A 24,051-nucleotide genomic window follows, 5' to 3' on the forward strand; every position below is an offset into this window, starting at 1 on the left:
CGGGTTCGGCGGCGGAGGCGGCAGTTTCGGTGGCGGCGGCGCCTCGGGGGGATGGTGATGCAGATCACGGACAACGACCGCACCCGCATCGCCGAAGCCATAGCGGCGGCCGAGCGTCAGACATCGGGTGAAATCTTCTGCGTCGTCGCACGTCGGGTCTCGACCTATGTGGACGTCAGCCTAGCCTGGGCGGCGGCGATGGCGCTTTTGGCCCCGATCGTCTTCGTGCCGTTTGTGCTGGATCTTCGCTGGCCCAGCGATGGCTGGGAGGCGGCGCACCAGGCCGCGCAGGACGCCACGACGGCGCAGGCTCTGGGCCTTTACGCGCTATCGCAGGCCGTCGTCTTCGTCGGCGCCTTTCTGATGACCCGTATCCCCGCCGTGCGCCGTTTCGTTACGCCCGCCGGCGTCAGGCGCGGCCGCGTCAGGGAGGCGGCCTTGCAGCAGTTCCTGGCCCAAGGCGTCCACGTCACGCAGGAGCGCACGGGCGTCCTGATCTTCGCAGCCCTGGACGAACATCAGGTCGAACTGATCGCCGATGAGGGCATCTACGAAAAGGTCGATGAGGACGCTTGGGCTCAGGCCGTCGCCGTCCTGACCCGCGAACTGCGCGCCGACCGCCCCGTCGATGGCTTCGCCGCCGCCGTCGGTCTGTGCGGCGAGGTTCTGGCCCGCCACTTTCCGCCGCGCGCCGACAATCGCAACGAGTTGCCCGATCATCTGATCCTGCTCTGATCGTCGCATCGGGGTCGCATTCGCGCGCCAGAAGGCCTAGCCCACGGTCAACGTTCAACCAGTCGCCAGTTCATGCCTCGCCTTCTCACCTACAACGTCCACCGCTGCGTCGGCACGGATCGTCGCCTGGATGTCGGCCGGATCGTCGCCGTCATCGCCGAGTTCGAGCCGGACATCGTCTGCCTGCAGGAACTGGACGTGGGCCGCGCCCGCACGGGCGGGGTCGATCAGGCCGAGGCGATCGCCGACGGTCTGGCCATGACCTCGCGTTTCCATCCAGCGATGCGGGTCGAGGCGGAACAGTACGGCGACGCCATCCTGACCCCGCATCCCGAACGGCTGATCCGCGCCGGCGCCCTGCCGACGGTAAGCGGCATCCCGGGCCTGGAACCGCGCGGGGCGATCTGGTCGGAAATCGAGATCGACGGCACGGGCGTGAACGTCATGAACACCCACCTGGGCCTGGTCCCACGCGAACAGCGGCTTCAGGCCGCCGCTCTGGCCGGGTCCGGCTGGGTCGGCGCATGCGAGGGACCGATCCTGCTGGCGGGCGATTTCAACGCCACTTCGATCACCCGCCCCTATCAGACCCTGTGCCGCAGCCTACAGGACTGCCAGCGTCAATTGGGCCAGAAGCCGAGCGTAAAGACCTTCCCATCGGCCTTCCCCGCCATTCGCATCGACCACTGTTTCGTCAGCCCGCATATCCGCATCCGCGCGGTGCGGTCCGCCTTCTCGCCCCTGGCCCGCGTCGCTTCGGATCACCTGCCGCTGATCGTCGATTTCGAGGTCGTTCAACCCGGCGCGTGACCGCCCTCGGACGCCGGTCGCGTGCGTTGCGAACGGTTCAGACGCTTCCAAGGCCGCCAGGCGTCGCTGGACGACGTCGGATCGCCCAACTGCCATTCCGCAAACATCCGCTGGATACGCGTCGGGGGCTCTGAACCCAGCGGCTTCAGTCGATCGGTTTCGAAGTTGCAGATCGCCTGCCCCACCGAGCCGAAGACGCCCTCGACCGCCGCATAGTCTTCCGTCGCAACGCCCAGCCAGTGAGCGATCGTCCGGTGACGGTGCGCCGTGATGAAGGCCCGACCGGCCGCATCGACAGGCTCGGCGGCGATGTCGCATTCTGTATCCAGGCCCATCGACCGGTTGTTGAGATTTGTGGACCCGATCCTCAGCAGCCGATCATCGATAATCGTCACCTTGGCGTGGACGATGATCCGGTCGCCGTCGGCGGTCAGCGGGGCGAAGGCGAAGAAGCGGTTGTATTTGTCCGCCTGCTCCAGCCGGTGCAGCACCTCGGCCCGGGCCGTGTCCATAGTCATGCTGTCGAACCAGCTCGGGCTCTTGGCGGTCGAGATGACGATGACTTGCGGTCCATCCACTTCGGCCAGTCGTTCGGCCAATGCGGCGGCGATGACCGGCGAGGTGAAATACTGGTTCTCGATATAGATCAGCCGTTTGGCGCGCCGAATTGATTCCAGGTGCAAGGCTTCGCTCTCGCGCACCTCCTGCCGCCCCGACCATTTCGGCTCTGTACGGGCGATGCCGACGGGCACGTCGGTCATCTGCACCGGCACGCCGTCGGGCCAGGGATCGTCCTCGACCTCGTCCGCGATGGTGCGCTCCCACGTCGCCTTGAACCAACGCTCGCGCGCCAGATCGCCCAGCGCACGCGCCGCAGGTCCGTCCATCACGCTCATCACCTCGTGACGCGCCTTGCAGATCAGACCGCTGGGCAGGGCGCGGCGCGGGTCGCCGTCCAGATGTTCGTCGGAATCCCAGCGATCAGTCGAGATGTCGCCGCCGCCGCAGAAGGCGACCTTGTCGTCGATGACAACCACCTTCTGGTGATGACAGGCGCCCATAGGACCGGGAGAATCAAGCCGGAACTCCACCATCCGCTTACGGAACCAGCGCTGCGCCTTGTGCGGATAGAAGCCCTGCGACGCGGCGATCAGTAGCGGCGACTTCCAGATGAGCAGTCGCACATCCAGGTCCGGCTTTTTCTTGACCAGCATCCGCAGCTGGCGACCGATTTCCGCCGATTTGTCGCCGGGCCGCGTCTCTGGATCCAGATGGGTGCGCGGATCGAATTGCCATCCCAGCAGCACGATGGAGCGTTGCGCCTTGTGGATCGCAGACGACAGGGCGTCGAAATAGGCTTCGTTTTCCATCAGCACGGAAAAGCGGTGCGCGACGGCGGACGTCCACAGGGCGGGCCCCGGCTCCAGCAGACTGCCTTCGTAACTGTCGCCGGCTAAAGTCATGCGACCTATCTGTCTGATTCGCGTGACATGGTGTCGAAGCGCCTGCATCCTCCGTTCCACGCGCGTGTCCTTCGGTCAATCTTTCAGGGCGGGATTGTGACGTTCGCCGATTTGGCGCATAAGGAGCGTAGCCATACAGGCTGCGAGGGAGGGTAGAATGCAGGCGCTTGTCGAACTGATCGCTGGCTTCATCGCCCTGCTGGCCGCCGCCGTCCTGACGCAGTTCGGCGTCGACACCCACAACCCCAACCACGGCGACCGCGAAGTGCGTCGTGTGGTGGAGTGTCATGACACCGGCTCCAACGCCACGCTGCTTTCCGAATCCAAGCGCGACTGCTGAACGCTGCGGCGCTTTGCGCTGCATGACGCGCTTCATCGACAGGTTGCGGGCTTGAGTCGGTTTCGTCCGCATCGATCATGCTCTAGGGTTTCCTCGGCGCTGTCGGACGCCCGCGTAGAGATCGAGTTTTTGAGCTTATGAAGTCTCCCAAACGGCCGCCCCTGAAGCTGACCGACGACGAGGCCGTCGCGCCGGTTGAGCTTTCGACCTCAGATGAAATGCCGGTCCAAGAGGCGACACCGCCGCTCGACCCGATCCCCGAGCCCGATTTCGAAATCGTGCAGCCGACGTTCGAGCCGCCAATGTCGGAACGGCGTCGCCGTCGCCTGCTGGAAGAGCAGCGGCAGGCCGAAGAACGCGCCCTTGCCGCCGAACGCGGCGCCGCCCCCGTCAATGCGAAACCGACGCCAGAGACTCCTGTCGACATGGCCGTCGCCGCCGGTCAGCCGCCCGCGCCGTTCGAGCTGTCCAAACCGCCCGCTGTGAAAACCGTTCAAGCCAAGGCCCAGGCCGAGACGTCCGGGCGCCACGCCTATGTGATCGCAGGCGTCGCCTCCGCCCTGTGGATCGGCGGCGTCGCCTCTTGGGCCGCTTACGAGTTCGGCGCCGTCGGGGCGGAACTGGATCCGCTGCGGATCGCCATCTACGCGCTGATCGCCCTTGCCCCTGCGGGCCTGGCCATCATACTGGCCCACGCCGTCCGACAGGGCGCCGGTCTGGCCGCAGAGACGCGTCGCGCCCGCCAACTGGCCGAGGCCCTGGTCGCCCCGACCGCCCTGGCCGCCCAGCAGACCGGCGAGGTGCTTCAGTCGCTGCGTTCCGACATCGATCACGCCACCCTGGCGGCGGAACGTGCGCGCAACGACATGGCCCTGCTTCGAGAGGCGCTGGCCCAGGAGACAACGCGGCTGAACGAGGCGGCCGAGAACGCCGGCCGCACTGCGCGTCGTCTCACGGAAAACCTAGGCCGCGAGCGCGACCAGATGCAGACCCTGGGCATCCATCTGGATACGCAGGCGTCGGGCGTCATCGACGCCGTCGAGCGTCAGTCGCGCATGGTCGCCGACGCCTCGGACCTGGCTCAGGCGCAGCTTCGGGAAGCGGAGGCCGCCCTCGCCGCCCGCGCCGCCGACCTCGCCGCCGCCGCAGGCGAAGCCCAGGACGCCGCCCGCGTGGCGTCCGACGATCTGGCGCGCCAGACCATTCGACTTGAGAACGCCGGTTCGGGCGTCGCCGAGCAGATTCAGTCCGTCGAGGAAGGCCTCAGCCAGCAGCGCGCCGCCCTGGTCACCGCCGCCTACGCCCTGCGCACCGATCAGGAGGACTTCTCCGCCCAGGTCGAAAGCCAGCGCGCTCAACTGATCGAACATCTTTCCGCCACGCGCAGCGCCGCGGGCGATCTGGATCGCACCACCCAGACCTCGGTCGAGTCCATGCGCGATCTGGTCGAGGCGGCCACCGACCAGTTCCGTGCCTTGGTGGATATGTCGCAACGCGAGGCCGACGGCTTCGATTCCGCCACCAAGCTCGCCCTGGATCGTTTCGAAGCCTTGGCGGCCGAGGCGCGCGACGCCCTGATGGAAGAGACGCGCCGCGCCCTGGAGCAGATGCGCGCCACGGCCGAGGATTCACGCGCCGCCGCCGCCGACGCCGCCGAACAGGCGCGTCTGCGCACTGACCGCCTGGGCGAATCCTTGTTCGACGCGGCCCAAAAGGCCGACACAGCCGCCGACGCCCGCATCGCCGACGCCCGCCGCATCGTCACCGAAACGTCCGGCCTGGTCGAAGAGACCGGCGAGCGGATGGTCAGCCGCCTGGAAACCCTGGTGGCACGTCTCAACAGCGCCTTGTCGGAAATCGACACCGCCGTCGCCGACATCGACGAGCGCGCCGCGCGCCTGCCTCAGGAAGCTCGCGCCCGCGCCGACGCCGTGCGCGCCACTGTCGAGGAAGGCCTGGCCTCCCTTTCCGCCGCCTCGCGAAAAGCGGCCGAGGACACCGAGGCGCTGGATGTCGGCTTCCAGGATCGTGTGCGCCGAAACTACGACATGCTGACCGAGGCCGTGCGTCTGATGGGCGTGGTGTCGGGCGATACGACGCCGGCGCGTCGTCGCGAGCCGGCCGCAGAGATCGAGGCCCGGCCCGAACCTCGTCCCGAGCGCCGGACCGATCGCCCAACGCCTCCCGCCTCGCCGCCCGCCGAGGAGCGCCGGTTTGGTCTGCGCAGTCGCCTGCGGCTCGAGCCCGCAGAGACGCCCCCGCCGGCGACGGACAAGGGCCTGGATTGGAGCGATCTGATCGACGGCGACGACGACAACGAGGCGCCGCTGGAGTTGGACACGCCCTCCCCTTCGCCTGCCGAGGCTGAAGCCCTGTCCGACCGTGTCGCCGCCGCCATTCGGCGCATGGGGGTCGATCCCAACGCCCTTCTGCCTCGTTCTCGAGTCGAAGAGGCCGCCCGCGCCTTCAGCAATGGCGACCCCGACGCCGCGCGTCAGATCGTGCGTCGCGTCGCGCCCGCCGCTGTCCGCAGCGTGTCTCGCCGTGTCCTCAGCGACGCCGAACTGCGCGCCGACGCCGAACGCTATGTCCGCAACTTCGCAGTGATGCTGAACGCTTCCGCCCGCGCTGGAGACAGCGCAGCGGTTCAGTCCAGCCTGGCGTCGGACAGCGGTCGCGCCTTCATGTTGCTGGATGCGGCGGTCGGCGACCTGGGCTAAGACTCTTGCGGACTTGACGGCGTCGGGAAGTTACAGCCTCTTGCACGTCACCGAACTGTCATGGATGGGGCTATGGCTGGCACGATGAACCAAATCGACAGTCGTGCCAGTGGTGATCGCCGCCCTGGCATCATCATCTGCGCCTATGACGGCGACGATGACGGGTGGGATCTGGTCGAGGATCTGTCGGGCGAAATCTGGAGCCCCAGCGGGGCCCGCGCCGTGCCCATCGCCGCAGCCGATCCCGACGAGCTCGCCTCGACCCTGGCCGCCCGTCTCGGCAGCGGGGAATGCCGGGCCGTCCTACTCGTCGGACGCACGCAAAAGGGCGCAGGCTTCCGGGTCCAGATGCGCGCGGAAAACCGCACCCTCGACTACAAACACCGCCTGTCCAGCACCGGGCCGGGCGTGGCCCGCACCACGGCGCCCGTCGCCGACATGGTTCGCGCCCTGACCGCTGCCGGGCTGCAGGCCGACGCGTCGTCCGACATCGAAGAGGACGCCGGCTCCTACCTTCTTTACCGCGTGCTCTCGGACCTGCCGGATGGGCCGCTGACGCCATCGATCGGCCTGCTGCGCGCGCCCGCCCCCGCCAATGAGGCGGCGGTGCGCAAGGGCGTCAAGGCCGCCGCCTCGGCCATGGCCAGCCACCTGACGCCGCTGCCGCGTGTCGGTTAACCCTCCTGGGTCGCAGACATCGACGAACTGGCGGTCTAGGGTTTTCGAATGACAGTGAGTCGCAACCTGATCGTCTTCGCCGCCCTGAACGGCGCCTTGGCCGTGGCGCTTGGCGCCTTCGCCGCGCATGGCGCCGGGCCGCAGATCAAGACCCTGCTGACCACAGGCGCCCAGTACCAGATCGTCCACGCCGTCTTCGCCTTCGCCTGCGCCCAATGGACAGGGGGCGGCGGGCTGGCGCGGCTTGCGGGCTGGCTCGGATCAATCGGCGGCCTCATCTTCTGCCTCGCCCTGGCGGCGATCGCCTTTCTCGGCGTGCCGGCGTTCGGCGCCGTAGCCCCGATCGGCGGCCTTCTGATGATCGCCGGTTGGCTCTGCCTGGCCTTCTCGGCCTTGCGTTCTCGCCCCTGATTCCCTCGTAGAAAGACCAAGCATCCATGGCCTTCCCCACGCCCGCCGAGCCGCGTCGTGTGCTCCACCCTGAGATCGAGGCCTATGCCTCGGGTTGGATGCCGACCGAAGGCGTGCATGAAATCTATTACGAGGAGTCCGGCAATCCGCACGGCCTGCCGGTTCTGGTCCTTCACGGCGGACCAGGCGGTGCAGTCAATCCGGGCATGCGCCGCTTCTTCGACCCCGCCGTTTATCGCATCATCATGTTCGACCAGCGCGGCTGTGGTCAGTCGCGGCCGCATGCCTCGCTGGAAGACAACACGACCTGGACCTTGATCAACGACATCGAGCGCCTGCGCGCCCTGTGCGGCGTCGACAGATGGGTGGTGTTCGGCGGGTCCTGGGGTTCGACCCTGTCGATGGCCTACGCCATCACCCATCCCGAGCGGGTCATCGCGCTGCTGCTGCGCGGCATCTTCCTGCTGACGAAGAAGGAGTTGCACTGGTTCTATCAGGACGGCGCCTCGATGATCTTCCCCGACGCCTGGGAGCGCTTCATCGCACCCATCCCCGAGGCCGAGCGCGGCGACCTGATGGCCGCCTATTACAAGCGGCTGATCGGCGATGACGTCGCCGAGCGCGAACGCTGCGCCGTCGCCTGGTCCAGTTGGGAGGGCGAAACTGTTAGCGTCGAGGGCCCCAACGCCCGCCCGGACAAGTTCGCCGAGCCCGACTTCGCCGTCGCCTTCGCTCGGATCGAGAACTGGTTCTTCACCAACGCCGGCTTCTTCGAGGAGGACGGCTGGCTGCTGAAGAATGTGGACCGGATGCGGCATATCCCGTGCTGGATCGCGCAGGGCCGGTTCGACGTGGTGACGCCGATCTCAGGCGCCTGGGCGCTGCACCGCGCCTGGCCCGAGGCGCATCTGGACATCGTCGGCGACGCCGGCCACGCCTCGTCGGAACCCGGGATCGTCGACAGCCTGGTGCGCGCCGCTGACTGGGCCGCGAGCCTCAAGGCATGAAAAAGCCGCCGCGCAGGACAGCGCGGCGGCTATTCTCATTCTGAAAAATCAGAACCGCTTTGCGGTTCGATTGTCGATGCTCCACGCGCCCGGACCGGCGGTGAAGATATACAGGAAGATGAAGCAGTACAGGATGGCCGCGTCGCCGCCATTCACCGCCGGATAGGGGCTGCTGGGGAAGTGGAACATCCAGTAGGCCACGGCCATCTGGCCCGAGGCGATGAAGGCGGCCGGACGCGTGAACAGGCCCAGGATCAGCAGTAGGCCCGTGATCAGCTCGATCACCCCGCCGATGCCGAACAGCGACAGCAGCTCCTGCTGACCGGGCTCGGCCCCGGCCGGAAAGCCGAAGACCTTGATGACGCCATGCGCCAGGAACAACAGACCGGCGACGATCCTGAGCGCCGCCAGGGCGCGGGAAGACCAGCCATTCACTTGATTGAACATTCTCTTTCCTCGCCTTTTTGATGCGGTTGTTCACGGTCGGATCGCGTCCGACCGTGAAGCTTGATCCGAAAATCAGGCGGCGTCCACCAGCACGATCTCGGCGTCGGACAGCGCCTTGACCGTCACGACATCCTCCTGAGCGATGGCCGCGCCGTCACGGGCGTTCAGCCGGACGCCATTGACCTCGACCTCGCCCTTTGCCGGCACCAGATAGGCCCGCCGCGCAACGCCCAGCGGATAGTCGGCGCTGTCGCCCGCCTTCAGCGTCGCCGCCACAATCCGCGCATCGGTGCGGATCGGCAGGGCGTCCCCACCGCTTTCAAGAGTATCGCCCTCAAAGCCCGACGCCAGGACCACGAACTGGCCTGACCGCTCGCCCTTGGGGAAGGGCTTGGTGCCCCAACTCGGCGCGTCGCCGCGGCGGGTCGGCTCGATCCATATCTGGAAGATCCGGGTCAGGTCCGGCTCGGCGTTGTATTCGGCGTGCCGTATGCCGGTTCCGGCGCTCATCACCTGGACATCGCCCGCGACGGTGCGGCCCTTATTGCCCAGACTGTCCTCATGGGTGATGGCCCCGTCGCGGACATAGGTGATGATTTCCATGTCGGCGTGGGGATGCGGCGGGAAGCCGGTGCCGGCGGCGATCTCGTCGTCGTTCCACACCCGCAGATTGCCCCAGCTCATCCGCTTGGGATCATAGTAGTTGGCGAAGGAGAAATGGTGTTTGGCGTTCAGCCAGCCATGGTTGGCGCCGCCGAGGGATTCAAATGGTCTGCGCTCGATCATCGCACTCGTCCTTTCGCGTCGGAACCGTCCGACGCCTTTGCTTGACGCCAAGATAGAGATCGGCGACCGATCAGAAATAGAAACACCCGAAACTCATCGTTTCAGGACGCAAAGCCGCCCATGTCCCGCCTGCCCGATCTGGAAGCCCTGGCCATCTTCGCCAAGGTCGCCGACAGCCAGTCCTTCTCAGGCGCTGCCGAGACGCTGGGCCTATCCAAAGCCACGGTGTCCAAGGCGGTGACGCGCCTGGAACAGCAGCTGAAGACCACCCTGCTTCACCGCACCTCGCGCCGCTTCGCCCTCACCGATGCAGGTCGAACCCTGGCCGCCCGCGCCGCCCACATGCTGGCCGAGGCCGAGGGCGCGGTGTCGGAGGCGTTGGACATGTCCGTCACCCCGCGCGGCCTGGTGCGACTGGCGGCGCCGATGTCGTTCGGCATGGCCTATGTGGCCCCGGCCCTGCCCGAGTTCCTCGCCACTCACCCGGACGTGTCGGTCGATCTGCACCTGTCGGACGAGGTCATCGATCTGGTCGGCGGCGGCTTCGATTGCGCGCTGAGGATCGCCGCCCTGGCCGATTCCTCGCTGACGGCGCGCAAACTGCGGCCTGTGGCCCGCGCCCTGGTGGCCTCGCCGTCCTATCTCGATCAGCGGGGTCGCCCCACTCATCCCGACGATCTGGCCCGTCACGCCTGCCTCGGCTACGCCTACATGCCCAGCCCGGACACCTGGCGGTTCAGCAATGAGGCGGGTGAAGAAGTGGTCGTGCATCCGCGCGGCCCGCTGCGCGCCAACAACTCCGACGCCCTGACGGCGTCGTTGTGCGCGGGTCTGGGGCTCTTTCCCCAGCCGGACTTCATCTATTGGAAGGACGTCGCCAACGGCCATCTTGAGACGGTGATGACCGACTGGCGCCTGCCGCCCATCGCCCTGCATCTTGTGGCGCCCAGCGGCGGACCGCGCCCGGCCAGGGTCACGGCCTTCATGGACTATCTGGCGGCGAAGTTCAGCGGACCGCTGTGGCCGGGCGATACGGTGGGGCGCTAACGCTCAGCCGCACTTCACTTCGCGCACGATGTTCGTCGCCTCGTCATAAACGAAGTTCACCCGGTTCTCGCGATAGTCCATGGTCGCGGCGCAGGTGGTGCAAAGCACACGGAAGGTCTGGCCGGCGGGCGCGGTCGGGATGGCCGAACGGTTGCGGCCAACGTAGCTCTGATAATCCGAAACCTTGCACGCCTTGAAGGCGGTGTCCGATCCGGGCGCAGGCTCGGCGGTCTTGACCGGCGCGCAGGCCGACACGGCCAAGGCGCCGGCGGCCATCAGGGTGCTCACGATGATCTTCATGGTCGTCTCCTTGCGTCGGGCTCAGCCGCAGCGGACCTGTTCGATGATGCCGGTCTGTTCGTTGTAGAAGATGTTCAGACGATAGGCGGAGAAGTCCTGCGTCACCGGACAGGTGGTGCAGGTCACGCGCCGATTGACGACGTCCACCGGCACCGGGATTTCGGTCCGGGACTTGCCGACCAGATACTGCATCTCGCCGGCCTTGCAGACGTCCTCGGTCTGGGCGGTCGGCATTCGGCTGCCGACGGGCGGGTTGAGCTGAGCCTGCTCGACCGCACGCGGCGCAGGCGCCTCGGAAACCGGCGTCGAACAACCGGCCAGCAGAACCAGTCCGATCAGGCCGCCTTTTCCCAGCGCCCTTCGTCCGTTTGACGCCAATAGGCCAGGTTCGCGCCCTGCCCCTTCAGCGCCTTCCAACGTCCCCGCGCGTGTTGCAAAGCCGGCTCGTCGCGACCGTCGAAAATAATGAAGCATCGTTCGAACCCTTCCGTCCCGCCCAGTTCTGCGTCGTCGACTATGAACAGCGCCTGAGCGCCGTTCAGGTTCTCGCCCGTCTCGCTCAACAGCACAGGCTGGCGCTCGGCGTGGGGCTGGTCGGCCCGGCCGTGCGGCAGGAAGCTGTCATCGCGAAACGTCCACAGCGTCTCGTCGACCTCATCCAGTCGATGCGAATGCGATGACTTGATCATGGCCCGCCAGCCCCGCTCGATCGTCTTTTCGAGCAGGGTTGGCAGCACCTGATCCAGCGATGAACGCTCCAGGTGATAGAACCAGATTTCGGGCTTGTCGCTCACCCGGCTCTACCTCCCGCCCGATCAGCCTTCGTAGGAATCGGCGACCATGCGATCCAAGGTCCGCACGGCGAAGCCCACGCCGCCTTCCGGCACGGTGGGGCTGGGGCTCTTGTTGGCCCAGGCCGTCGGGGCGATGTCCAGGTGCGCCCACGGCACGCCGTTGGTGAAGCGTTGCAGGAACAGGGCGGCGGTGATCGAGCCACCGGCGCGACCGTTGCCGGTGTTCTTCACATCGGCGATCTTGGAATCGATGTGCTGCTCGTAGATGGCCGGGATCGGCATGCGCCAGAAGTTCTCGCCGACCTTCCTGGCCGCTGCCAGGATCGGATCGGCGACATCGTCGGAGTTCGAGAAGACGCCGGCGTAATCCAGACCCAGGGCCACGATCATGGCGCCCGTCAAGGTGGCCAGATCGATCATGAACTTCGGCTTGAAGCGCTCCTGCGTATACCAAAGGGCGTCGGCCAGAACGAGGCGACCTTCGGCGTCGGTGTTGATGACCTCCACCGTCTGACCCGACATGGACACGACCACATCGCCCGGACGCTGGGCGTTGCCGTCCGGCATGTTCTCGACCAGGCCCAGGACGCCGATGACATTGGCCTTGGCCTTGCGGCTGGCCAGGGCGATCATGGCGCCGGTCACGGCGGCCGCGCCGCCCATGTCCCACTTCATGTCTTCCATGCCGTCCGCCGGCTTGATCGAGATGCCGCCGGTGTCGAAGCAGACGCCCTTGCCGACGAAGGCCAGGGGCTGAGCGCCGGCTTCGCCGCCGTTCCACTTCATGATCGCCAGCTGGCTTTCGCGACGGCTGCCCTGGCCCACGCCCAACAGGGTGCGCATGCCCAGCTTCTCCATCTCGGCCTCGCCGAGGATTTCGACTTCAAGGCCCAGGCTCTCCAGCGCCTTCACCCGCTTGGCGAACTCGGCCGGATACAGGACGTTGGCGGGCTCGGACACCAGATCGCGCGCGAAGATCACGCCGTCGGCCACCGCCGACAGCGGCTCCAGCGCGGCTTCGGCGCCCCGCAGGTCGGTCGTGACCACGCGGATGGTGATGATCGACGGAATCTTGTCGGCCTTTTGCGTCGTGCGATACTTGTCGAAGCGATAGGCGGCCAGACGCGCGGCGAAACCGACGCGGGCGGCCTGCTCAGGCGACAGATCCGAGGCGTCGATCGTCAGCACCTCGGCGCCCGACAGCTTGACCGACGCATAGGCGTTGCCGCCGAAGGCCTCGACCGCCAGGTCATCCAGCTTGTCCTTGGCGCCTGCGCCGACCAGCAGCACGGCGTCCGCCTCGATGCCCGCTGGCGCGGCGATGCTCAGGCTCTGGCCGGCCTTGCCGGTGAAACGGCCCTTGCCCGCCGCCTTGGTCAGGGCGCCGTTGGCCTTGCCGTCCAGCGCGGTCCCGGCGGCGGTGAAGCTGCGATCTTCAAAAACCGGAACGGCCAGAATCTCGGCGGCGTCCACGGCGGCGACGAATTCGATCTTCATTCAATCAACTCCAGCCAGGCCCCACCCGGCGTCTGCAAACAGCAAAATGACAACGGCGCGTCTGCTTGTCGCGGACGCGCCCTGATGTGCTACTAGATGCGCCTCAATGTCGGCGCCTGCAACCGGGCGAAGTCCATCCGCCCATGACCCTGATTCAAAGATACCTTTTTCGCCAGATCTTGTTCCCTGTGATCGCCGCGTGCGCAGCGCTGGCGGGAATCGGGATTCTGAGCCAGAGCCTCGACCAACTCCAGGTCATTGTGGAGCGGGGTCAGAGCGTGTGGATCATGGTCAAGCTGACCCTGCTCGCCCTGCCGCAACTGCTGTCGGTGATTCTGCCCATCGGTCTTTTCGTCGGCGCACTGATCGCCCTGACCCGTCTGCAGCGCGAGCAGGAACTGACGGCGGCCTTCGCGGGCGGCATGACCCGATGGCAGGTCATATCCCCCGCCGCCCGTATCGCCGTGCTGGTCGCCTTGGTCACGCTGCTGGTCAATGTTTTCATTCTGCCCTGGGCGCAGCAGGAGGCGCGGCGTCAGGCGTTCGACATCCGCACCGACCTCGCCGCCCTGCTGGTCGAGGAAGGCCAGTTCGTTCAGGGGCCTGACGGCCTGACCGTCTATGTGCAGCAGATTGAACAGAATGGTCTGTTGAAGAACCTGTTTGTCTATCTGGACGACAAGGACAAGGTCACGACCTGGAACGCATCGGAGGCGCGCTTCAGTCGGGACGCCGGCGGCATTCCGATCCTGACCATGATCGACGGCTCGGCTCAGCGCTACTCGTCGGGCGGCGTGCTGGAGACGCTGTCGTTCGGGCGATACGATTTTTCTCTCGCGCCCTTCGTGGGGGTGACCGACACCATTCGCTACAAGCCGACCGACCTCTATCTGCGCCAATTGCTGAACCCGACGGCCAAGGTGCTCGAGGTCGCCGGATCGCGTGGCGAACTGCTGGCCGAGGCCCATTCGCGGCTGGCCTCGCCGCTCTACGCCATGGTCGCCATGGCCCTGGCGCTTTCGGCCATTCTGGGCGGCGCCTTCAGCCGCACCGGCTATACCTTGCGCATCGCCAAGGCGGCGGGTCTGTTCCTGGTCCTGCGCGTCATCGGCTACGGCCTTGTCGCCGCCAGCGCCTGGAACGGCTGGATGAATGTGTTGCAGTACGTCGTGCCGATCGTGGCCATCGTCGTCGCCCTGCGGGCTCTGTTCCGCGCGCTGAAGCCGCGTCGCAGCCGGACAACCGCCGCCCTGCGCGATTTGAAGGCCAAGTTCGCATGACCGCCGTCGTGGCCTCCGCCCGTCGTTCGCCGCATATCCCCCGTCTGGGTGGGATCGAACGCTATGTGCTGGTCCAGCAGTTGAAGTCGCTGGGCGTGGCCCTGGCCGTAATCTCGGCCCTCGTCATGCTAATCGACTTTGTCGAGGTCTCGCGCGGCGTCGGCTCGGCGCAGGATTTGTCGGCCGTCCGCATTTTCGGCCTGGTGCTGCTGAAGTCGCCCTCGGTCATCGTGCAGTTGATGCCGTTCGTCTTCCTGTTCGGCACCCTGTCAGCCTTCATCAGCCTGAACCGACGCAGCGAACTGATCGCCATGCGTGCGGCGGGCGTCTCCGCCTGGCGGTTCGTCCTGCCGGCGGCCGGCATGGCCTTCGTTCTGGGAGTGCTGACCGTCACGGTATTGGGTCCGATGGCCTCGGCCGGCGACGGCCTGTGGCAACGCGAGCGCGCGCGGATTTCCGGTACGGCGCCCGGCGGCGACCCCAAGGAAGCGATCTGGCTGCGCGAGGGCGACGATCAGCGCCAGATGATCATTCGCGCCGGCCAGCAGGACCGTGCCAACGCGCGACTGCTGAACGTCAGCTTCTTCATCTACACGACCGCGCCCGGCGGCGGTCGCACCTTCTCCGAACGGATCGACGCCAAGTCGGCCTCGCTGAACGCCGGCAGCTGGCGCCTGACCGACGCCGTGGGCGCCCAGATCGGCCAGCGCGCCGTCACCTATTCCAGCCTGACCCTGGTTTCCAGCCTGGCGGACGACGAGGCCTTTGATCGTTTCGCTCGACCGCAGGCCACGCCCTTCTGGTCGCTGCCCAACCAGATCAGCCGAATCGAGAACGCCGGCTTCACTTCGACCGCCTATCGCCTGCGCTTCCAGCAACTTCTGGCCACGCCGCTCGTGTTCGCCGCCATGTCGATCTTGGCCGCCGCCTTCTCGCTGCGGCTGATGCGATTGGGCGACTTGGCGCGCATGAGCGTGGCGGCTGTCGTACTGGGCTTCGCCTTCTTCTTCCTGAACCAGTTCTCGTCGGCGATGGGATCGGCCGAGGTCGTAGCGCCGTTCGTCGCCGCCTGGCTACCGCCTGTTCTTACCGCGCTCGCAGCCTTGACCTTGCTGTTCTATACCGAAGACGGCTAATCGGGCGCTCGCTTCTCAGACTACGGATGGCCTATGCAGGGTGATCGGCGCTTCGACGCTTTCAAAGCAAGGCTTCTCGCCGGTGCGGCTCTGGTCGCCTGCGCGCCCTTGGCGAATCCCGCATGGGCGCAAACCAACCCACCAGCCGCGGCCGTACCTTCCGACGGCCTGCCGCCCGAAGCGGTCTATGTCGATGCCGACAATGCGCGTCGCGAAGGCGACAACATCATCGTCAGCGGCACGCCCGAGAACCGCGCCTATGTCCGCACGCGCGGCCATGTGCTGCGCGGCGAGAACCTGTCCTATGATCTGAACGCCGGTTCGGCGACAGCCGAAGGCCGCGTCGAAGCCATCGCGCCCGATGGCACCGTGGTCTACGCGAGCCGTCTCGAGCTGGATGAAAATCTGGAGACCGGCGTCGCCGTGGATTTCGCCACGCGTCTGGCCAACGGCGCCAGTCTGATGGCCGCAACGGCTGTGCGTCGCAGCGAGACCGTCAGCGAACTGAACTACGCCCGCTTCACCCCCTGCCCGATCTGCGACGATGGCGGTCCCAAGACGCCGACCATCTCGATCCAGGCGGAAAAGGTGACGCAGGACGAGCAACTTCGCGCGATCCTGTATCGCAACGCCGTCTTCTACATCGGGCCGGTGCCCGTCTTCTACACGCCCTTCTTCGCCCACCCCGATCCCTCGGTGGAGCGGGCCTCGGGCTTCCTGGTGCCCATCGTCAACTATGACGAGGGTCGCGGCGTCTCCGTCGAGGTTCCCTATCTGCACGTCGTATCGCCGTCCGAGGACTGGCTGATCAGCCCGCAGATCAACACCAGGGTCGCGCCGCTGCTGAACCTGCAATGGCGGCGACGGTTCGCCAACGGCATGGTCGTGGCGCGCGGCGGCTATACCTACGAGCGCGAGTTCGGCGACTTTGATCGGGACGGCGACGGCAACTTCGAAAGCAACGTCAAGTTCGGCGATCGCGAACACCGCAGCTATCTGTTGTCGCACGGCGAGTTCGATCCGGATGGCCCATGGCGGTTCGGCTTCACGGCCGAGCGCACCTCGGACAAGACGCTGTTTGACCGCTATGACGTGCGCTCTCCCTATCAGGACAACGGCCTCTATTACGGCGACCGCCGTCGTCTGATCAGCCAGATCTACGCCGAACATCAGACCGATCGGTCCTATGTTTCGGTCGCGGCCTTCTCGATCCAGAGCCTGCGCCTGAACCCGGCCTTCGCCGCGACGGATTTCCGCGACGCCAACGGCTTCAAGGTGTTCGAGGACGACGACACCCTGCCCTTGGTCGCCCCGTTGATTGATGCCCGCTGGGAACCGCGCGAGCTCGTCTTCGGCGGCCGGCTGCGCTTGAAGGGTTCGGCCGTTTCGCTCTACCGCGACGCCTTCGTCGGCGCGCCGATCCTGAATCCGGAGATCGTTCCGCCCGTCACGACAGGTCTGGCTGGCGTGGACAGCCGCCGCATCACGGGCCAGGTGGAATGGCGACGGGCGATCATCCTTCCTGTCGGCATGCGGGTGGAGCCGTTCGTCGATACGCGCGTCGATCTCTATTCCATGTCCGACCTGCCGCCGATGATGGGCGTCGACAGCGACGAGACGGTCAGTCGATCCAGGTTCAGCGCGGGCGTGGACGTCACCTATCCCCTGATCAAACGCATCGCCGACGCCGACATCATCCTGGAGCCGGTGGGTCAGTTCTCTGTCTCCAACAAGGTCAGCCTGGACCGCCGTATTCCCATCGAGGACTCCCAGGTTCTGGAACTAGACGAGTCGTCCTTGTTCCGCATGGATCGCTTCTCCGGCTACGATCTGCTGGAAGGCGGCGCGCGCGTGACGGCGGGCGGTCGCGCCACCATCCGCTGGGCCGAAGGTCGCAAGGCCAGCCTGTTTGTGGGACGCAGCTATCGCTTCGACCAGCAGGACGACTTCCGTACGTCAATTCCCGACGATCCCGCGCGTCTCTATGACCCGACGGGTCTGGCCTCCGAGACCTCGGATTGGGTGGTCCAGGGCGACTTCTCGCCGTCGGATCGCATCCGCAGCTGGTTCCACGCCACGGTCGACGGTTCGGGCGAGTTGCGCCGCGCCGAAGCGGCGCTGGACGGTCGTTGGGGCCGCCGCAACCTGGCGACCGTCAGCTACATTCTGGATCAGTCGAACCCCGTCGACGGGCCGCTGAACCGCAACTACGAATTTGTCCAGCTGGCTGGGCAGCAGTTCGTCTTCCAGAACTGGGGCTTCACCGTCGCCGGCATCGCCGATCTGGACCAGAACGAGATCACGCGATCCGAAGTCGGCGTGCTGTTCGACGACGACTGCCTGCGGTTCGAACTGGGCTATCGGCGCGACAACACCCGCGCACGACCCGGCGGCCCGTCGGAAGGCATCTATGTGCGCCTAAACCTCGCCACTTTCGGAGGTTCAGGTTATGGACAGGGCGATATGCGTTGAGCATGACGCTTTACGGGGCGCGACCGCCTGCCGGCCTGGCTGGCGGACCGCTGTGAGGAATCAGGACGACCAATGGGTTTGATGCGTTATTCGACGGGGGCTGCGCTCGCGGCAGTCCTCCTCGCCGGTTCGGCCTATGCCCAGACGGCGCCCGCTCCGGCACAGACCCCCACGCCTGCGCAAGGCCCTGCGGCCGGCGCGCCGAATCCTGCGGCTGAAGAGGCGCCGACGACGGCGCGCGCCGAGCCTCAGTTTGAAATGGCCGACGGCATCGTCGCCACGGTCAATGACAAGATCATCACCGGCTTTGATCTGCGTCAGCGCATGTTGATGCTGATCGCCTCGTCTCAGGTTCAGCCGACCGAGCAGAACCTGCCCGCCATTCAGCAGGCCGCCCTGAACGCCCTGATCGAGGATCGCCTCAAGGATCAGGAGATGGCCAAGTTCGAGAGCCTGAAGGTCACGGACGAGGAAATCGACGGCGAGATCGCCGAAATGGCCCGCGCCGCAGGCACGACGCCGCAGGCCTATCTGCAGTTCCTGCAACAGGGCGGCATCCAGCCCGCCGCCTTCCGTGACAACCTGAGCACCCAGATCGGCTGGAGCCAGCTGATTCCGGGCCGCTTCAACAGCCGCGCCCGCGCCAGCACCCTTCAGGTCGATCAGGAAGTCCGTCGTCTGAACGAGGCGGCCTCCAAGCCCCAGTTCCTGCTCGGCGAAATCTATATCGACGCCGCGCGCGTCGGCGGCGCGCAGGCAGCCTTGAACGGCGCCCGCCAGCTGGTGCAGCAGATCATCCAGGGCGCGCCTTTCCAGGCCGTCGCCCAGCAGTTTTCCGCCGCCCCCTCGGCCAGCGCCCGCGTCCCAGGCGATGCAGGCTGGGTGGTCAAGGATTCGCTCCAGCCGGCTGTGCAGTCAGTGCTGGAACAGCTCCAGCCGGGCCAGCTGTCGAACCCCATCGTCGTCGATGGCGGCGTCTATATCCTCTACCTGCGCGACAAGCGTGACGGCGCCTCGACGAGCCTGGTTTCGCTGAAACAGGTCATGGTCGAACTGCCTGAAACCGCGTCGGAGGCCGATGTCGCGGCCGCGACCGCCAAGCTGGAAGGTCTGCGCAACGGTCTGACCTGCGACAACATCATCTCCCAGGCCCGTGCGACGCAGGGCGTCTTGGGCGCAGACCTCGGCGAATCGGATGTCGCCAACCTGGCGCCCCAGTTCCAGCAGTTCGCCCGCACGGGCGAAATCGGTTCGGTCTCGACGCCGATCCGCACCCCGCTGGGCCTGCATTTGGTCGCCGTCTGCGGTCGTCGCGTCGGCGGTCCGGAAGCGCCGAACCGTCAGCAGGTCGAAAACCGTCTGCGCGCCCAGAACCTGGCCGTGCTGGAGCGCCGCTATCTGCGCGACCTGCGCAGCGACGCCCTGATCGAGTTCAAATGAACCCAGCGGTCGCGCCTCTGGTTCTGACGCTGGGCGAACCCGCCGGCGTCGGGCCGGAGATCGTGGCCGCCGCCTGGAAAGCGTTGCGCGCCGACCAGACGGCCTTTGCTGTGATCGGCGACGCGGCGCTGATGCGGACGCAGGGTGTTCCCGTGGCCGAGATCGGGGTTCCCGGCGACGCCGGCGGCCTGTTCGGATCCGCCCTTCCCGTCATCCATCGCCCCCTGCCCGCCCCGGTCGTGGTCGGGTCGCCCGATCCGGCCAATGCCTCGGCCGTCGCGGACGGCATCGAGGAGGCGGTCAGCTTCGCCCTATCCGGCGAGGCGTCCGGCGTCGTCACCGCCCCGATCGCCAAGGCGCCGATGTACGCCTCGGGCTTTCGCTTTCCCGGCCATACCGAGTTCATTGCCGAACTGACGGCCGATGCGCCATACGCCGGTACGCGCGGCCCGGTGATGATGCTGACGGCTCAGAACCTGCGCGCCTGTCTCGTCACCATTCACGTCGCCTTGGACCAGGTGCCGGAACTGGTCACAGCCGAGCGTGTCGCCCGCATCGCCCGCGTTGTCCACGAAAGCCTGAAACGCGACTTCGCCATCGCCCGCCCGCGCCTGGCCATGGCGGCGCTGAATCCCCACGCGGGCGAAGGCGGCGCCTTGGGCCTGCAGGAACGCGACATCCTGACCCCCGTCGCCGAACAGCTTCGCGCCGAGGGGATCGACATCACCGACCCGCGACCAGCCGACACCCTGTTCCATGACGAGGCGCGCGCGACCTATGACGCCGCCATCTGCATGTATCACGATCAGGCCCTGATTCCGGTCAAGACGCTGGACTTCTGGGGCGGGGTCAACGTCTCCCTCGGCCTGCCGATCATCCGCACCTCGCCCGATCACGGGACGGGCTTCGACATCGCCGGCAAGGGCGTCGCACGTCCCGACAGCCTGATCGCCGCCATTCGCCTGGCATCGGAGATGGCGGCGGCCCGCGCCGCGCGCTAACAGGGCGTGTGACCGACCTTCCCTCCCTCCGCGAAACCCTCGACGCCCACGGCCTTTCGGCCAAGAAGAGCTTCGGCCAGCATTTCCTGCTGGACCTCAATGTGACGCGCAAGATCGTCCGCATGGCCGGCCCGTTCGACGGCCGGGCCGTGATCGAGGTCGGCCCCGGCCCCGGCGGCCTGACCCGCGCCCTGCTGGAATCCGACGCCGGCCCCGTGGTCCTGGTGGAAAAGGATCCGCGCTTCATTCCCTTGCTGACCGAATTGGACGACGGCTCCGGCCGCCTGACCATCGTGGAAGCCGATGCGCTGAAGGTGAAGGAAGCTGATCTGGTCTCCGGCCCCACCCATCTGGTGTCCAACCTGCCCTACAACGTCGGCACCCCCCTGCTGATCAAATGGCTGACCGGCTCGTGGCTGCCGCACAGCCTGACCCTGATGTTCCAGAAGGAGGTCGCCGAACGCGTCGCCGCCGGGCCGGGCGAGGACGCCTACGGCCGCCTGGCGGTCATCTCCCAGGCCGTCTGCACCGCCCGCATCGTCATGCACCTGCCCGCCGCCGCCTTCACCCCGCCGCCCAAGGTGGCCTCGGCCGTGGTCCATCTGGTCCCGCTGGACGAGCGCCCGTCGCCCGAACGCCTGAAGAAGCTGGAACGCGTTACCGCCACCGCCTTCGGCCAGCGCCGCAAGATGCTGCGCTCCAGCCTGAAGCAACTGGGCGGCGCCGCCCTGTGCGAGGCCGCCGGAATCGAGCCGGACGCGCGCGCCGAGACCATCGACGTGGCGGGCTTCCTGCGTCTGGCGGATGCCCTTCAATGACTGTCGAACCGTTCCGCGCCATCTCCGTCAGCCGCCTGGCTCATCAGCTCAAGAGCGAAGGCCGCTCGATCATCCATATGGAGTTTGGCCAGCCCTCGACCGGGGCGCCCGCCGCCGCCATCGCAAGGGCGCATCAGGTGCTGGACGTCGACGCGATGGGCTATTGGGAAAGTCCCGATCTGCGCGCCCGCATCGCGCGCCTGTACGACGAGCGGTACGGCGTCGCCGTCGATCCCAACCGCATTCTGCTGACCTGCGGCGCCTCCCCGGCCCTGGTTCTGGCGCTCAGCACCCTGTTCAAGCGCGGCGACCGGATCGCCCTGGCCCGGCCGGGCTATGTCGCCTATCGCAACACCCTGCGCGCCCTGCATCTCGAGCCGGTCGAAATCGCCTGTGGTCCCGACACCCGCTTCCAGCTCACCGCCGCCCAGCTCCAGGCGCTGGATCCCGCCCCCGCCGGCGTCATCATCGCCAGCCCCGCCAATCCGACCGGAACCATCATCCCGGACGCCGAGCTGGCCGCCATCGCCGAGGTCTGCCGCGCGCGAAACATCGCCATCGTGTCGGACGAGATCTACCACGGTCTCAGCTACGTCGGCCCGACGCCTTCGATGCTGCAGTTTGCGCCAGACGCCGTAGTCATCAACAGCTTCTCCAAATACTGGAGCATGGCGGGCTGGCGCCTTGGCTGGCTCTTAGTCCCGGAGGATCGGATCGATGCCGCCCGCGCCTATATCGGCAACATGTTCCTGACGCCGCCCAGCCTCAGCCAGCATGCCGGTCTGGTCGCCATGGACGCGATCGATGAGTTGGAGGGCCATATCCAGACCTACACCCGCAACCGCCAGCTGATGCTGGACGCTCTGCCCGCGCTGGGTCTGCGCAAGATCGCGCCCCCCGACGGCGCCTTCTACATCTGGGCAGACATCGGCCATCTGACGAACGACAGCGTGGCCTTCTGCGAGCAATTGCTGCGCGACACCGGCGTCGCCACCGCGCCCGGCGTCGACTTCGACCCTGTCGAAGGCCACCATTTCATCCGTTTCAGCTTCGCCGTCTCGACCCCCGAGATCGAGGACGCCTTGACCCGCCTGCGGCCCTGGTTTGCAGCCTTGGCTTAGGCCGCCTTGGGCTGAACTGCAGCCGATGTCGCCCGGTGCAAGGCGTCGTAGAGCTTCTTCGGCTCCAGCGGCTTGGCCAACCAGTCCGTCATACCGGCCGCATAGCAGGCCTGCACCTGTTCGGCCTCCGTGCCCGCGCTGAATCCGATCACCGGGGCGTCCGCATTGGGGCCGTCAGACGCGCGCAAGCGCCGTGTCGTTTCGTTGCCGTCAATGCCCGGCATATTCACATCCATCAGCACGACGTCGAACGCCTTCTCCGACAACAGCGCCAGCGCCAGATGGCCGTCCGAGGCCGTGGTCAGATCGACATCCAGAGGTTGAAGCACGAGCGAGATCGTGCGGCGGTTGATCTCGTGATCGTCCACGGCCAAGACGCGAAGCCGCCGGGCCAGAACGGGCGCCGCCGTCTCTTGCCCATCTAAAGCCTGCGTCGGCTGACCCGCTGGCAGATCGACACATAGGGTGAAGGCCGCGCCCTGCCCCGGCGTGCTCTCGACCGTCAGGTCGCCGCCCATCAACCGCGCCAGTTCTCGACTGACGGTCAGGCCCAGGCCCGTCCCGCCATAGGTGCGCGCCACCTCGGCGGATCCCTGCGCGAAGGGTGTGAAAAGCCGGCTCATCGCCTCGGGCGCGATACCGGCGCCCTGGTCGATCACGGTCAGGGTCAGACAATGCTTGCCGTCCCCGCCAGGCGCCGACGCCTCGAGACGGATCGCGCCCGACGGTGTGAACTTGATCGCGTTGGACACCAGGTTGTTGATGATCTGGCGCAGACGATAGGGATCCCCGCGCAGCCACACCGCCTCGCCGTCCACCCCCGACATCTCCAGCGTCAGCCCCTTGTCCGCCGCCGGCGCCGCCCAGAATCGCACCGTATCGCGCATCAAATCGCCCAGTTCGAAGTCGCGGCTTTCCATCGCCATGGCGCCGGCCTCCATCTTGGAGTGGTCCAGAAGGTCGTTGAGCATGCCGGTCATCAATCGTCCGGCGTCGATGATCAGATCTGCCGTCTCTACGCGGTGTTCCTTCAACTTGCCGTCGCGAATAACATGGGCGCCGGCCAGGATCGCGCTGACGGGCGTGCGCAGTTCGTGGCTGACGATCGCCGCCATCGCCGCGCGATCGGCCATGGCCGCCTGCGCCTGCTCCAGCCGCGTTTCCGCCTCCGCCCGAGATTTCACCTCGGCTTCACGTGATGCGTGCACCCGCCAATAGATGTTCAGCACCATGCCGACGAACAGGATGGCGGACAGGGTCATGACCACGACCCCGCGTGTATCGCCCTGCATCACCTTGATCACAGGCATCAAGGCCAGCGCCGCCAGATAGGGACTGCCGCCGATGAAGAAAATTCGACGCGAGGCGATGCCGGACGCAACATTGGTCAACAGTCCGCCTGCCATCGTCAAGGCGGCGAGCGTGACCAGCGCCGGATGGTTGGTGGACCAGATGATCAAACCCATCGCGGCATAGGTGGTCGCCATCACTGTGGTGGACGCCAGGGCGACAAACACGGCAAGCGGGCTCTGTGACGCCTCGGCGCGTCTGAACGGCGCCATGGCCCAGAGTTCGAATGCTTGCGCCAGGACCGCGACGGCCAGCCACAGCGGGACCCATCGCAGCATTCCGGCTTCATTCATGGCCCAACCGACCAAGGCGGCGAGCAGAAGCCTGACCGGAACCTGCTTGACCCTCTCCTTGGCGCTGGTGGCCAAAAGTGGCGCGATCGAATGAAGAAAACCCAT

Annotated in this window: 23 protein-coding genes; 15 read left to right on the forward strand and 8 right to left on the reverse strand. The window is 66.7% G+C overall.

Annotated features, from left to right (window positions below; genetic code table 11):
• The first annotated feature begins 57 nt into the window (after positions 1-57).
• Together GGC30_RS11665 and GGC30_RS11670 are read left to right on the forward strand one after the other, a co-directional pair.
• Positions 58-735 (forward strand): TPM domain-containing protein, encoded by a 678-nt coding sequence (locus GGC30_RS11665; protein WP_228763720.1) that lies wholly within the window; start codon positions 58-60, stop codon positions 733-735.
• 72 nt (positions 736-807) lie between these two features.
• Positions 808-1,545 carry an endonuclease/exonuclease/phosphatase family protein gene (locus GGC30_RS11670; RefSeq protein ID WP_153924270.1) on the forward strand — a complete coding sequence of 246 codons (738 nt, stop codon included), beginning with the start codon at positions 808-810 and terminating at the stop codon, positions 1,543-1,545.
• On the opposite strand, the gene GGC30_RS11675 is transcribed toward GGC30_RS11670, so the two are convergent.
• Positions 1,530-3,008, reverse strand: coding sequence for a phospholipase D-like domain-containing protein (locus GGC30_RS11675; RefSeq protein WP_153924272.1), 1,479 nt, complete (start codon positions 3,006-3,008; stop codon positions 1,530-1,532). The genes GGC30_RS11670 and GGC30_RS11675 overlap by 16 nt on opposite strands.
• A 157-nt stretch (positions 3,009-3,165) precedes the next feature.
• On the opposite strand from GGC30_RS11675, the gene GGC30_RS11680 reads away from it, so the two are divergent.
• The 5 genes from GGC30_RS11680 to pip all read left to right on the forward strand — a co-directional run bounded on the left by GGC30_RS11680 (position 3,166) and on the right by pip (position 8,164).
• Positions 3,166-3,348, forward strand: a complete 183-nt coding sequence (locus GGC30_RS11680; protein ID WP_153924274.1) for a hypothetical protein — start codon at positions 3,166-3,168, stop codon at positions 3,346-3,348.
• A 137-nt stretch (positions 3,349-3,485) separates the two neighbouring features.
• The gene (locus tag GGC30_RS11685; protein ID WP_153924276.1) at positions 3,486-6,068 is read left to right on the forward strand and encodes a tipN; all 2,583 of its coding nucleotides are present in this window, start codon (positions 3,486-3,488) and stop codon (positions 6,066-6,068) included.
• 72 nt (positions 6,069-6,140) lie between these two features.
• Positions 6,141-6,746, forward strand: a complete 606-nt coding sequence (locus GGC30_RS11690) for a hypothetical protein (RefSeq protein ID WP_066551667.1) — start codon at positions 6,141-6,143, stop codon at positions 6,744-6,746.
• 48 nt (positions 6,747-6,794) lie between these two features.
• On the forward strand, positions 6,795-7,157 hold the full coding sequence (locus GGC30_RS11695) for a DUF423 domain-containing protein (protein WP_153924279.1): 363 nt from the start codon (positions 6,795-6,797) through the stop codon (positions 7,155-7,157).
• A 26-nt stretch (positions 7,158-7,183) separates the two neighbouring features.
• Positions 7,184-8,164, forward strand: coding sequence for a prolyl aminopeptidase (pip, locus tag GGC30_RS11700; RefSeq protein ID WP_153924283.1), 981 nt, complete (start codon positions 7,184-7,186; stop codon positions 8,162-8,164).
• Positions 8,165-8,212: 48 nt separating this feature from the next.
• Here the strand turns inward: pip and GGC30_RS11705 are convergent, their stop codons facing one another.
• Both GGC30_RS11705 and GGC30_RS11710 read right to left on the reverse strand, forming a co-directional pair.
• The gene (locus GGC30_RS11705) at positions 8,213-8,611 is read right to left on the reverse strand and encodes a DoxX family protein (protein ID WP_055755196.1); all 399 of its coding nucleotides are present in this window, start codon (positions 8,609-8,611) and stop codon (positions 8,213-8,215) included.
• Between the two features lie 72 nt (positions 8,612-8,683).
• Entirely contained in the window at positions 8,684-9,397 is a 714-nt protein-coding gene (locus tag GGC30_RS11710; protein ID WP_153924286.1) for a pirin family protein, read from the reverse strand.
• Positions 9,398-9,517: 120 nt separating this feature from the next.
• Here GGC30_RS11710 and GGC30_RS11715 point away from each other — a divergent pair, with 120 nt between their 5' ends.
• Complete coding sequence (locus tag GGC30_RS11715; protein ID WP_153924289.1) at positions 9,518-10,444, forward strand: LysR family transcriptional regulator; 927 nt, start codon at positions 9,518-9,520, stop codon at positions 10,442-10,444.
• A 3-nt stretch (positions 10,445-10,447) separates the two neighbouring features.
• Here GGC30_RS11715 and GGC30_RS11720 read toward each other — a convergent pair whose 3' ends face one another.
• Genes GGC30_RS11720 through GGC30_RS11735 form a run of 4 tightly spaced genes read right to left on the reverse strand, consistent with a single transcriptional unit; the run spans position 10,448 to position 13,035 of the window.
• Complete coding sequence (locus tag GGC30_RS11720; RefSeq protein ID WP_153924292.1) at positions 10,448-10,744, reverse strand: hemolysin; 297 nt, start codon at positions 10,742-10,744, stop codon at positions 10,448-10,450.
• Between the two features lie 21 nt (positions 10,745-10,765).
• Positions 10,766-11,122, reverse strand: a complete 357-nt coding sequence (locus tag GGC30_RS16295; RefSeq protein WP_174085785.1) for a hypothetical protein — start codon at positions 11,120-11,122, stop codon at positions 10,766-10,768.
• Positions 11,080-11,538 (reverse strand): DNA polymerase III subunit chi, encoded by a 459-nt coding sequence (locus tag GGC30_RS11730; RefSeq protein ID WP_055755192.1) that lies wholly within the window; start codon positions 11,536-11,538, stop codon positions 11,080-11,082. Before GGC30_RS11730 ends, GGC30_RS16295 begins: the two co-directional genes overlap by 43 nt.
• Before the next feature lie 21 nt (positions 11,539-11,559).
• Positions 11,560-13,035 (reverse strand): leucyl aminopeptidase, encoded by a 1,476-nt coding sequence (locus tag GGC30_RS11735; RefSeq protein ID WP_153924295.1) that lies wholly within the window; start codon positions 13,033-13,035, stop codon positions 11,560-11,562.
• Positions 13,036-13,178: 143 nt separating this feature from the next.
• On the opposite strand from GGC30_RS11735, the gene GGC30_RS11740 reads away from it, so the two are divergent.
• The 7 genes from GGC30_RS11740 to GGC30_RS11770 all read left to right on the forward strand — a co-directional run bounded on the left by GGC30_RS11740 (position 13,179) and on the right by GGC30_RS11770 (position 22,303).
• On the forward strand, positions 13,179-14,315 hold the full coding sequence (locus GGC30_RS11740; RefSeq protein ID WP_153924298.1) for an LptF/LptG family permease: 1,137 nt from the start codon (positions 13,179-13,181) through the stop codon (positions 14,313-14,315).
• Positions 14,312-15,451 carry an LPS export ABC transporter permease LptG gene (gene lptG / locus GGC30_RS11745; RefSeq protein WP_153924301.1) on the forward strand — a complete coding sequence of 380 codons (1,140 nt, stop codon included), beginning with the start codon at positions 14,312-14,314 and terminating at the stop codon, positions 15,449-15,451. The genes GGC30_RS11740 and lptG overlap by 4 nt, the downstream gene beginning before the upstream one ends.
• Before the next feature lie 108 nt (positions 15,452-15,559).
• Positions 15,560-17,923, forward strand: coding sequence for an LPS-assembly protein LptD (locus tag GGC30_RS11750; protein ID WP_228763721.1), 2,364 nt, complete (start codon positions 15,560-15,562; stop codon positions 17,921-17,923).
• Positions 17,924-17,995: 72 nt separating this feature from the next.
• Positions 17,996-19,363: a peptidylprolyl isomerase gene (locus GGC30_RS11755; RefSeq protein ID WP_228763722.1), complete on the forward strand. Its 1,368-nt coding sequence runs from the start codon at positions 17,996-17,998 to the stop codon at positions 19,361-19,363.
• Positions 19,360-20,364 carry a 4-hydroxythreonine-4-phosphate dehydrogenase PdxA gene (gene pdxA, locus GGC30_RS11760; protein WP_153924308.1) on the forward strand — a complete coding sequence of 335 codons (1,005 nt, stop codon included), beginning with the start codon at positions 19,360-19,362 and terminating at the stop codon, positions 20,362-20,364. The genes GGC30_RS11755 and pdxA overlap by 4 nt, the downstream gene beginning before the upstream one ends.
• 8 nt (positions 20,365-20,372) lie before the next feature.
• On the forward strand, positions 20,373-21,182 hold the full coding sequence (gene rsmA, locus GGC30_RS11765) for a 16S rRNA (adenine(1518)-N(6)/adenine(1519)-N(6))-dimethyltransferase RsmA (RefSeq protein WP_370451971.1): 810 nt from the start codon (positions 20,373-20,375) through the stop codon (positions 21,180-21,182).
• The gene (locus tag GGC30_RS11770; RefSeq protein ID WP_153924311.1) at positions 21,179-22,303 is read left to right on the forward strand and encodes a pyridoxal phosphate-dependent aminotransferase; all 1,125 of its coding nucleotides are present in this window, start codon (positions 21,179-21,181) and stop codon (positions 22,301-22,303) included. Before rsmA ends, GGC30_RS11770 begins: the two co-directional genes overlap by 4 nt.
• Here GGC30_RS11770 and GGC30_RS11775 read toward each other — a convergent pair.
• Positions 22,300-24,051 (reverse strand): ATP-binding protein, encoded by a 1,752-nt coding sequence (locus GGC30_RS11775; RefSeq protein ID WP_153924314.1) that lies wholly within the window; start codon positions 24,049-24,051, stop codon positions 22,300-22,302. The two genes, GGC30_RS11770 and GGC30_RS11775, sit on opposite strands and share 4 nt — an antisense overlap.

The sequence above is a fragment of the Brevundimonas sp. SPF441 genome, from assembly GCF_009661015.1.
Lineage (GTDB): Bacteria > Pseudomonadota > Alphaproteobacteria > Caulobacterales > Caulobacteraceae > Brevundimonas > Brevundimonas vesicularis.

Bases quoted from the DNA above. Each gene is read 5' to 3' on its own strand.
- GGC30_RS11755 (WP_228763722.1), top strand. From the start codon at position 17,996: ATGGGTTTGATGCGTTATTCGACGGGGGCTGCGCTCGCGGCAGTCCTC.
- GGC30_RS11720 (WP_153924292.1), bottom strand. From the start codon at position 10,744: ATGAAGATCATCGTGAGCACCCTGATGGCCGCCGGCGCCTTGGCCGTG.
- lptG (WP_153924301.1), top strand. From the start codon at position 14,312: ATGACCGCCGTCGTGGCCTCCGCCCGTCGTTCGCCGCATATCCCCCGT.
- GGC30_RS11740 (WP_153924298.1), top strand. From the start codon at position 13,179: ATGACCCTGATTCAAAGATACCTTTTTCGCCAGATCTTGTTCCCTGTG.
- GGC30_RS11685 (WP_153924276.1), top strand. From the start codon at position 3,486: ATGAAGTCTCCCAAACGGCCGCCCCTGAAGCTGACCGACGACGAGGCC.
- GGC30_RS11710 (WP_153924286.1), bottom strand. From the start codon at position 9,397: ATGATCGAGCGCAGACCATTTGAATCCCTCGGCGGCGCCAACCATGGC.
- GGC30_RS11770 (WP_153924311.1), top strand. From the start codon at position 21,179: ATGACTGTCGAACCGTTCCGCGCCATCTCCGTCAGCCGCCTGGCTCAT.
- pip (WP_153924283.1), top strand. From the start codon at position 7,184: ATGGCCTTCCCCACGCCCGCCGAGCCGCGTCGTGTGCTCCACCCTGAG.
- GGC30_RS11675 (WP_153924272.1), bottom strand. From the start codon at position 3,008: ATGACTTTAGCCGGCGACAGTTACGAAGGCAGTCTGCTGGAGCCGGGG.
- GGC30_RS11690 (WP_066551667.1), top strand. From the start codon at position 6,141: ATGGCTGGCACGATGAACCAAATCGACAGTCGTGCCAGTGGTGATCGC.
- GGC30_RS11705 (WP_055755196.1), bottom strand. From the start codon at position 8,611: ATGTTCAATCAAGTGAATGGCTGGTCTTCCCGCGCCCTGGCGGCGCTC.
- GGC30_RS11680 (WP_153924274.1), top strand. From the start codon at position 3,166: ATGCAGGCGCTTGTCGAACTGATCGCTGGCTTCATCGCCCTGCTGGCC.
- GGC30_RS11665 (WP_228763720.1), top strand. From the start codon at position 58: ATGCAGATCACGGACAACGACCGCACCCGCATCGCCGAAGCCATAGCG.
- GGC30_RS11670 (WP_153924270.1), top strand. From the start codon at position 808: ATGCCTCGCCTTCTCACCTACAACGTCCACCGCTGCGTCGGCACGGAT.
- GGC30_RS11735 (WP_153924295.1), bottom strand. From the start codon at position 13,035: ATGAAGATCGAATTCGTCGCCGCCGTGGACGCCGCCGAGATTCTGGCC.
- GGC30_RS11775 (WP_153924314.1), bottom strand. From the start codon at position 24,051: ATGGGTTTTCTTCATTCGATCGCGCCACTTTTGGCCACCAGCGCCAAG.
- pdxA (WP_153924308.1), top strand. From the start codon at position 19,360: ATGAACCCAGCGGTCGCGCCTCTGGTTCTGACGCTGGGCGAACCCGCC.
- GGC30_RS11715 (WP_153924289.1), top strand. From the start codon at position 9,518: ATGTCCCGCCTGCCCGATCTGGAAGCCCTGGCCATCTTCGCCAAGGTC.
- GGC30_RS11695 (WP_153924279.1), top strand. From the start codon at position 6,795: ATGACAGTGAGTCGCAACCTGATCGTCTTCGCCGCCCTGAACGGCGCC.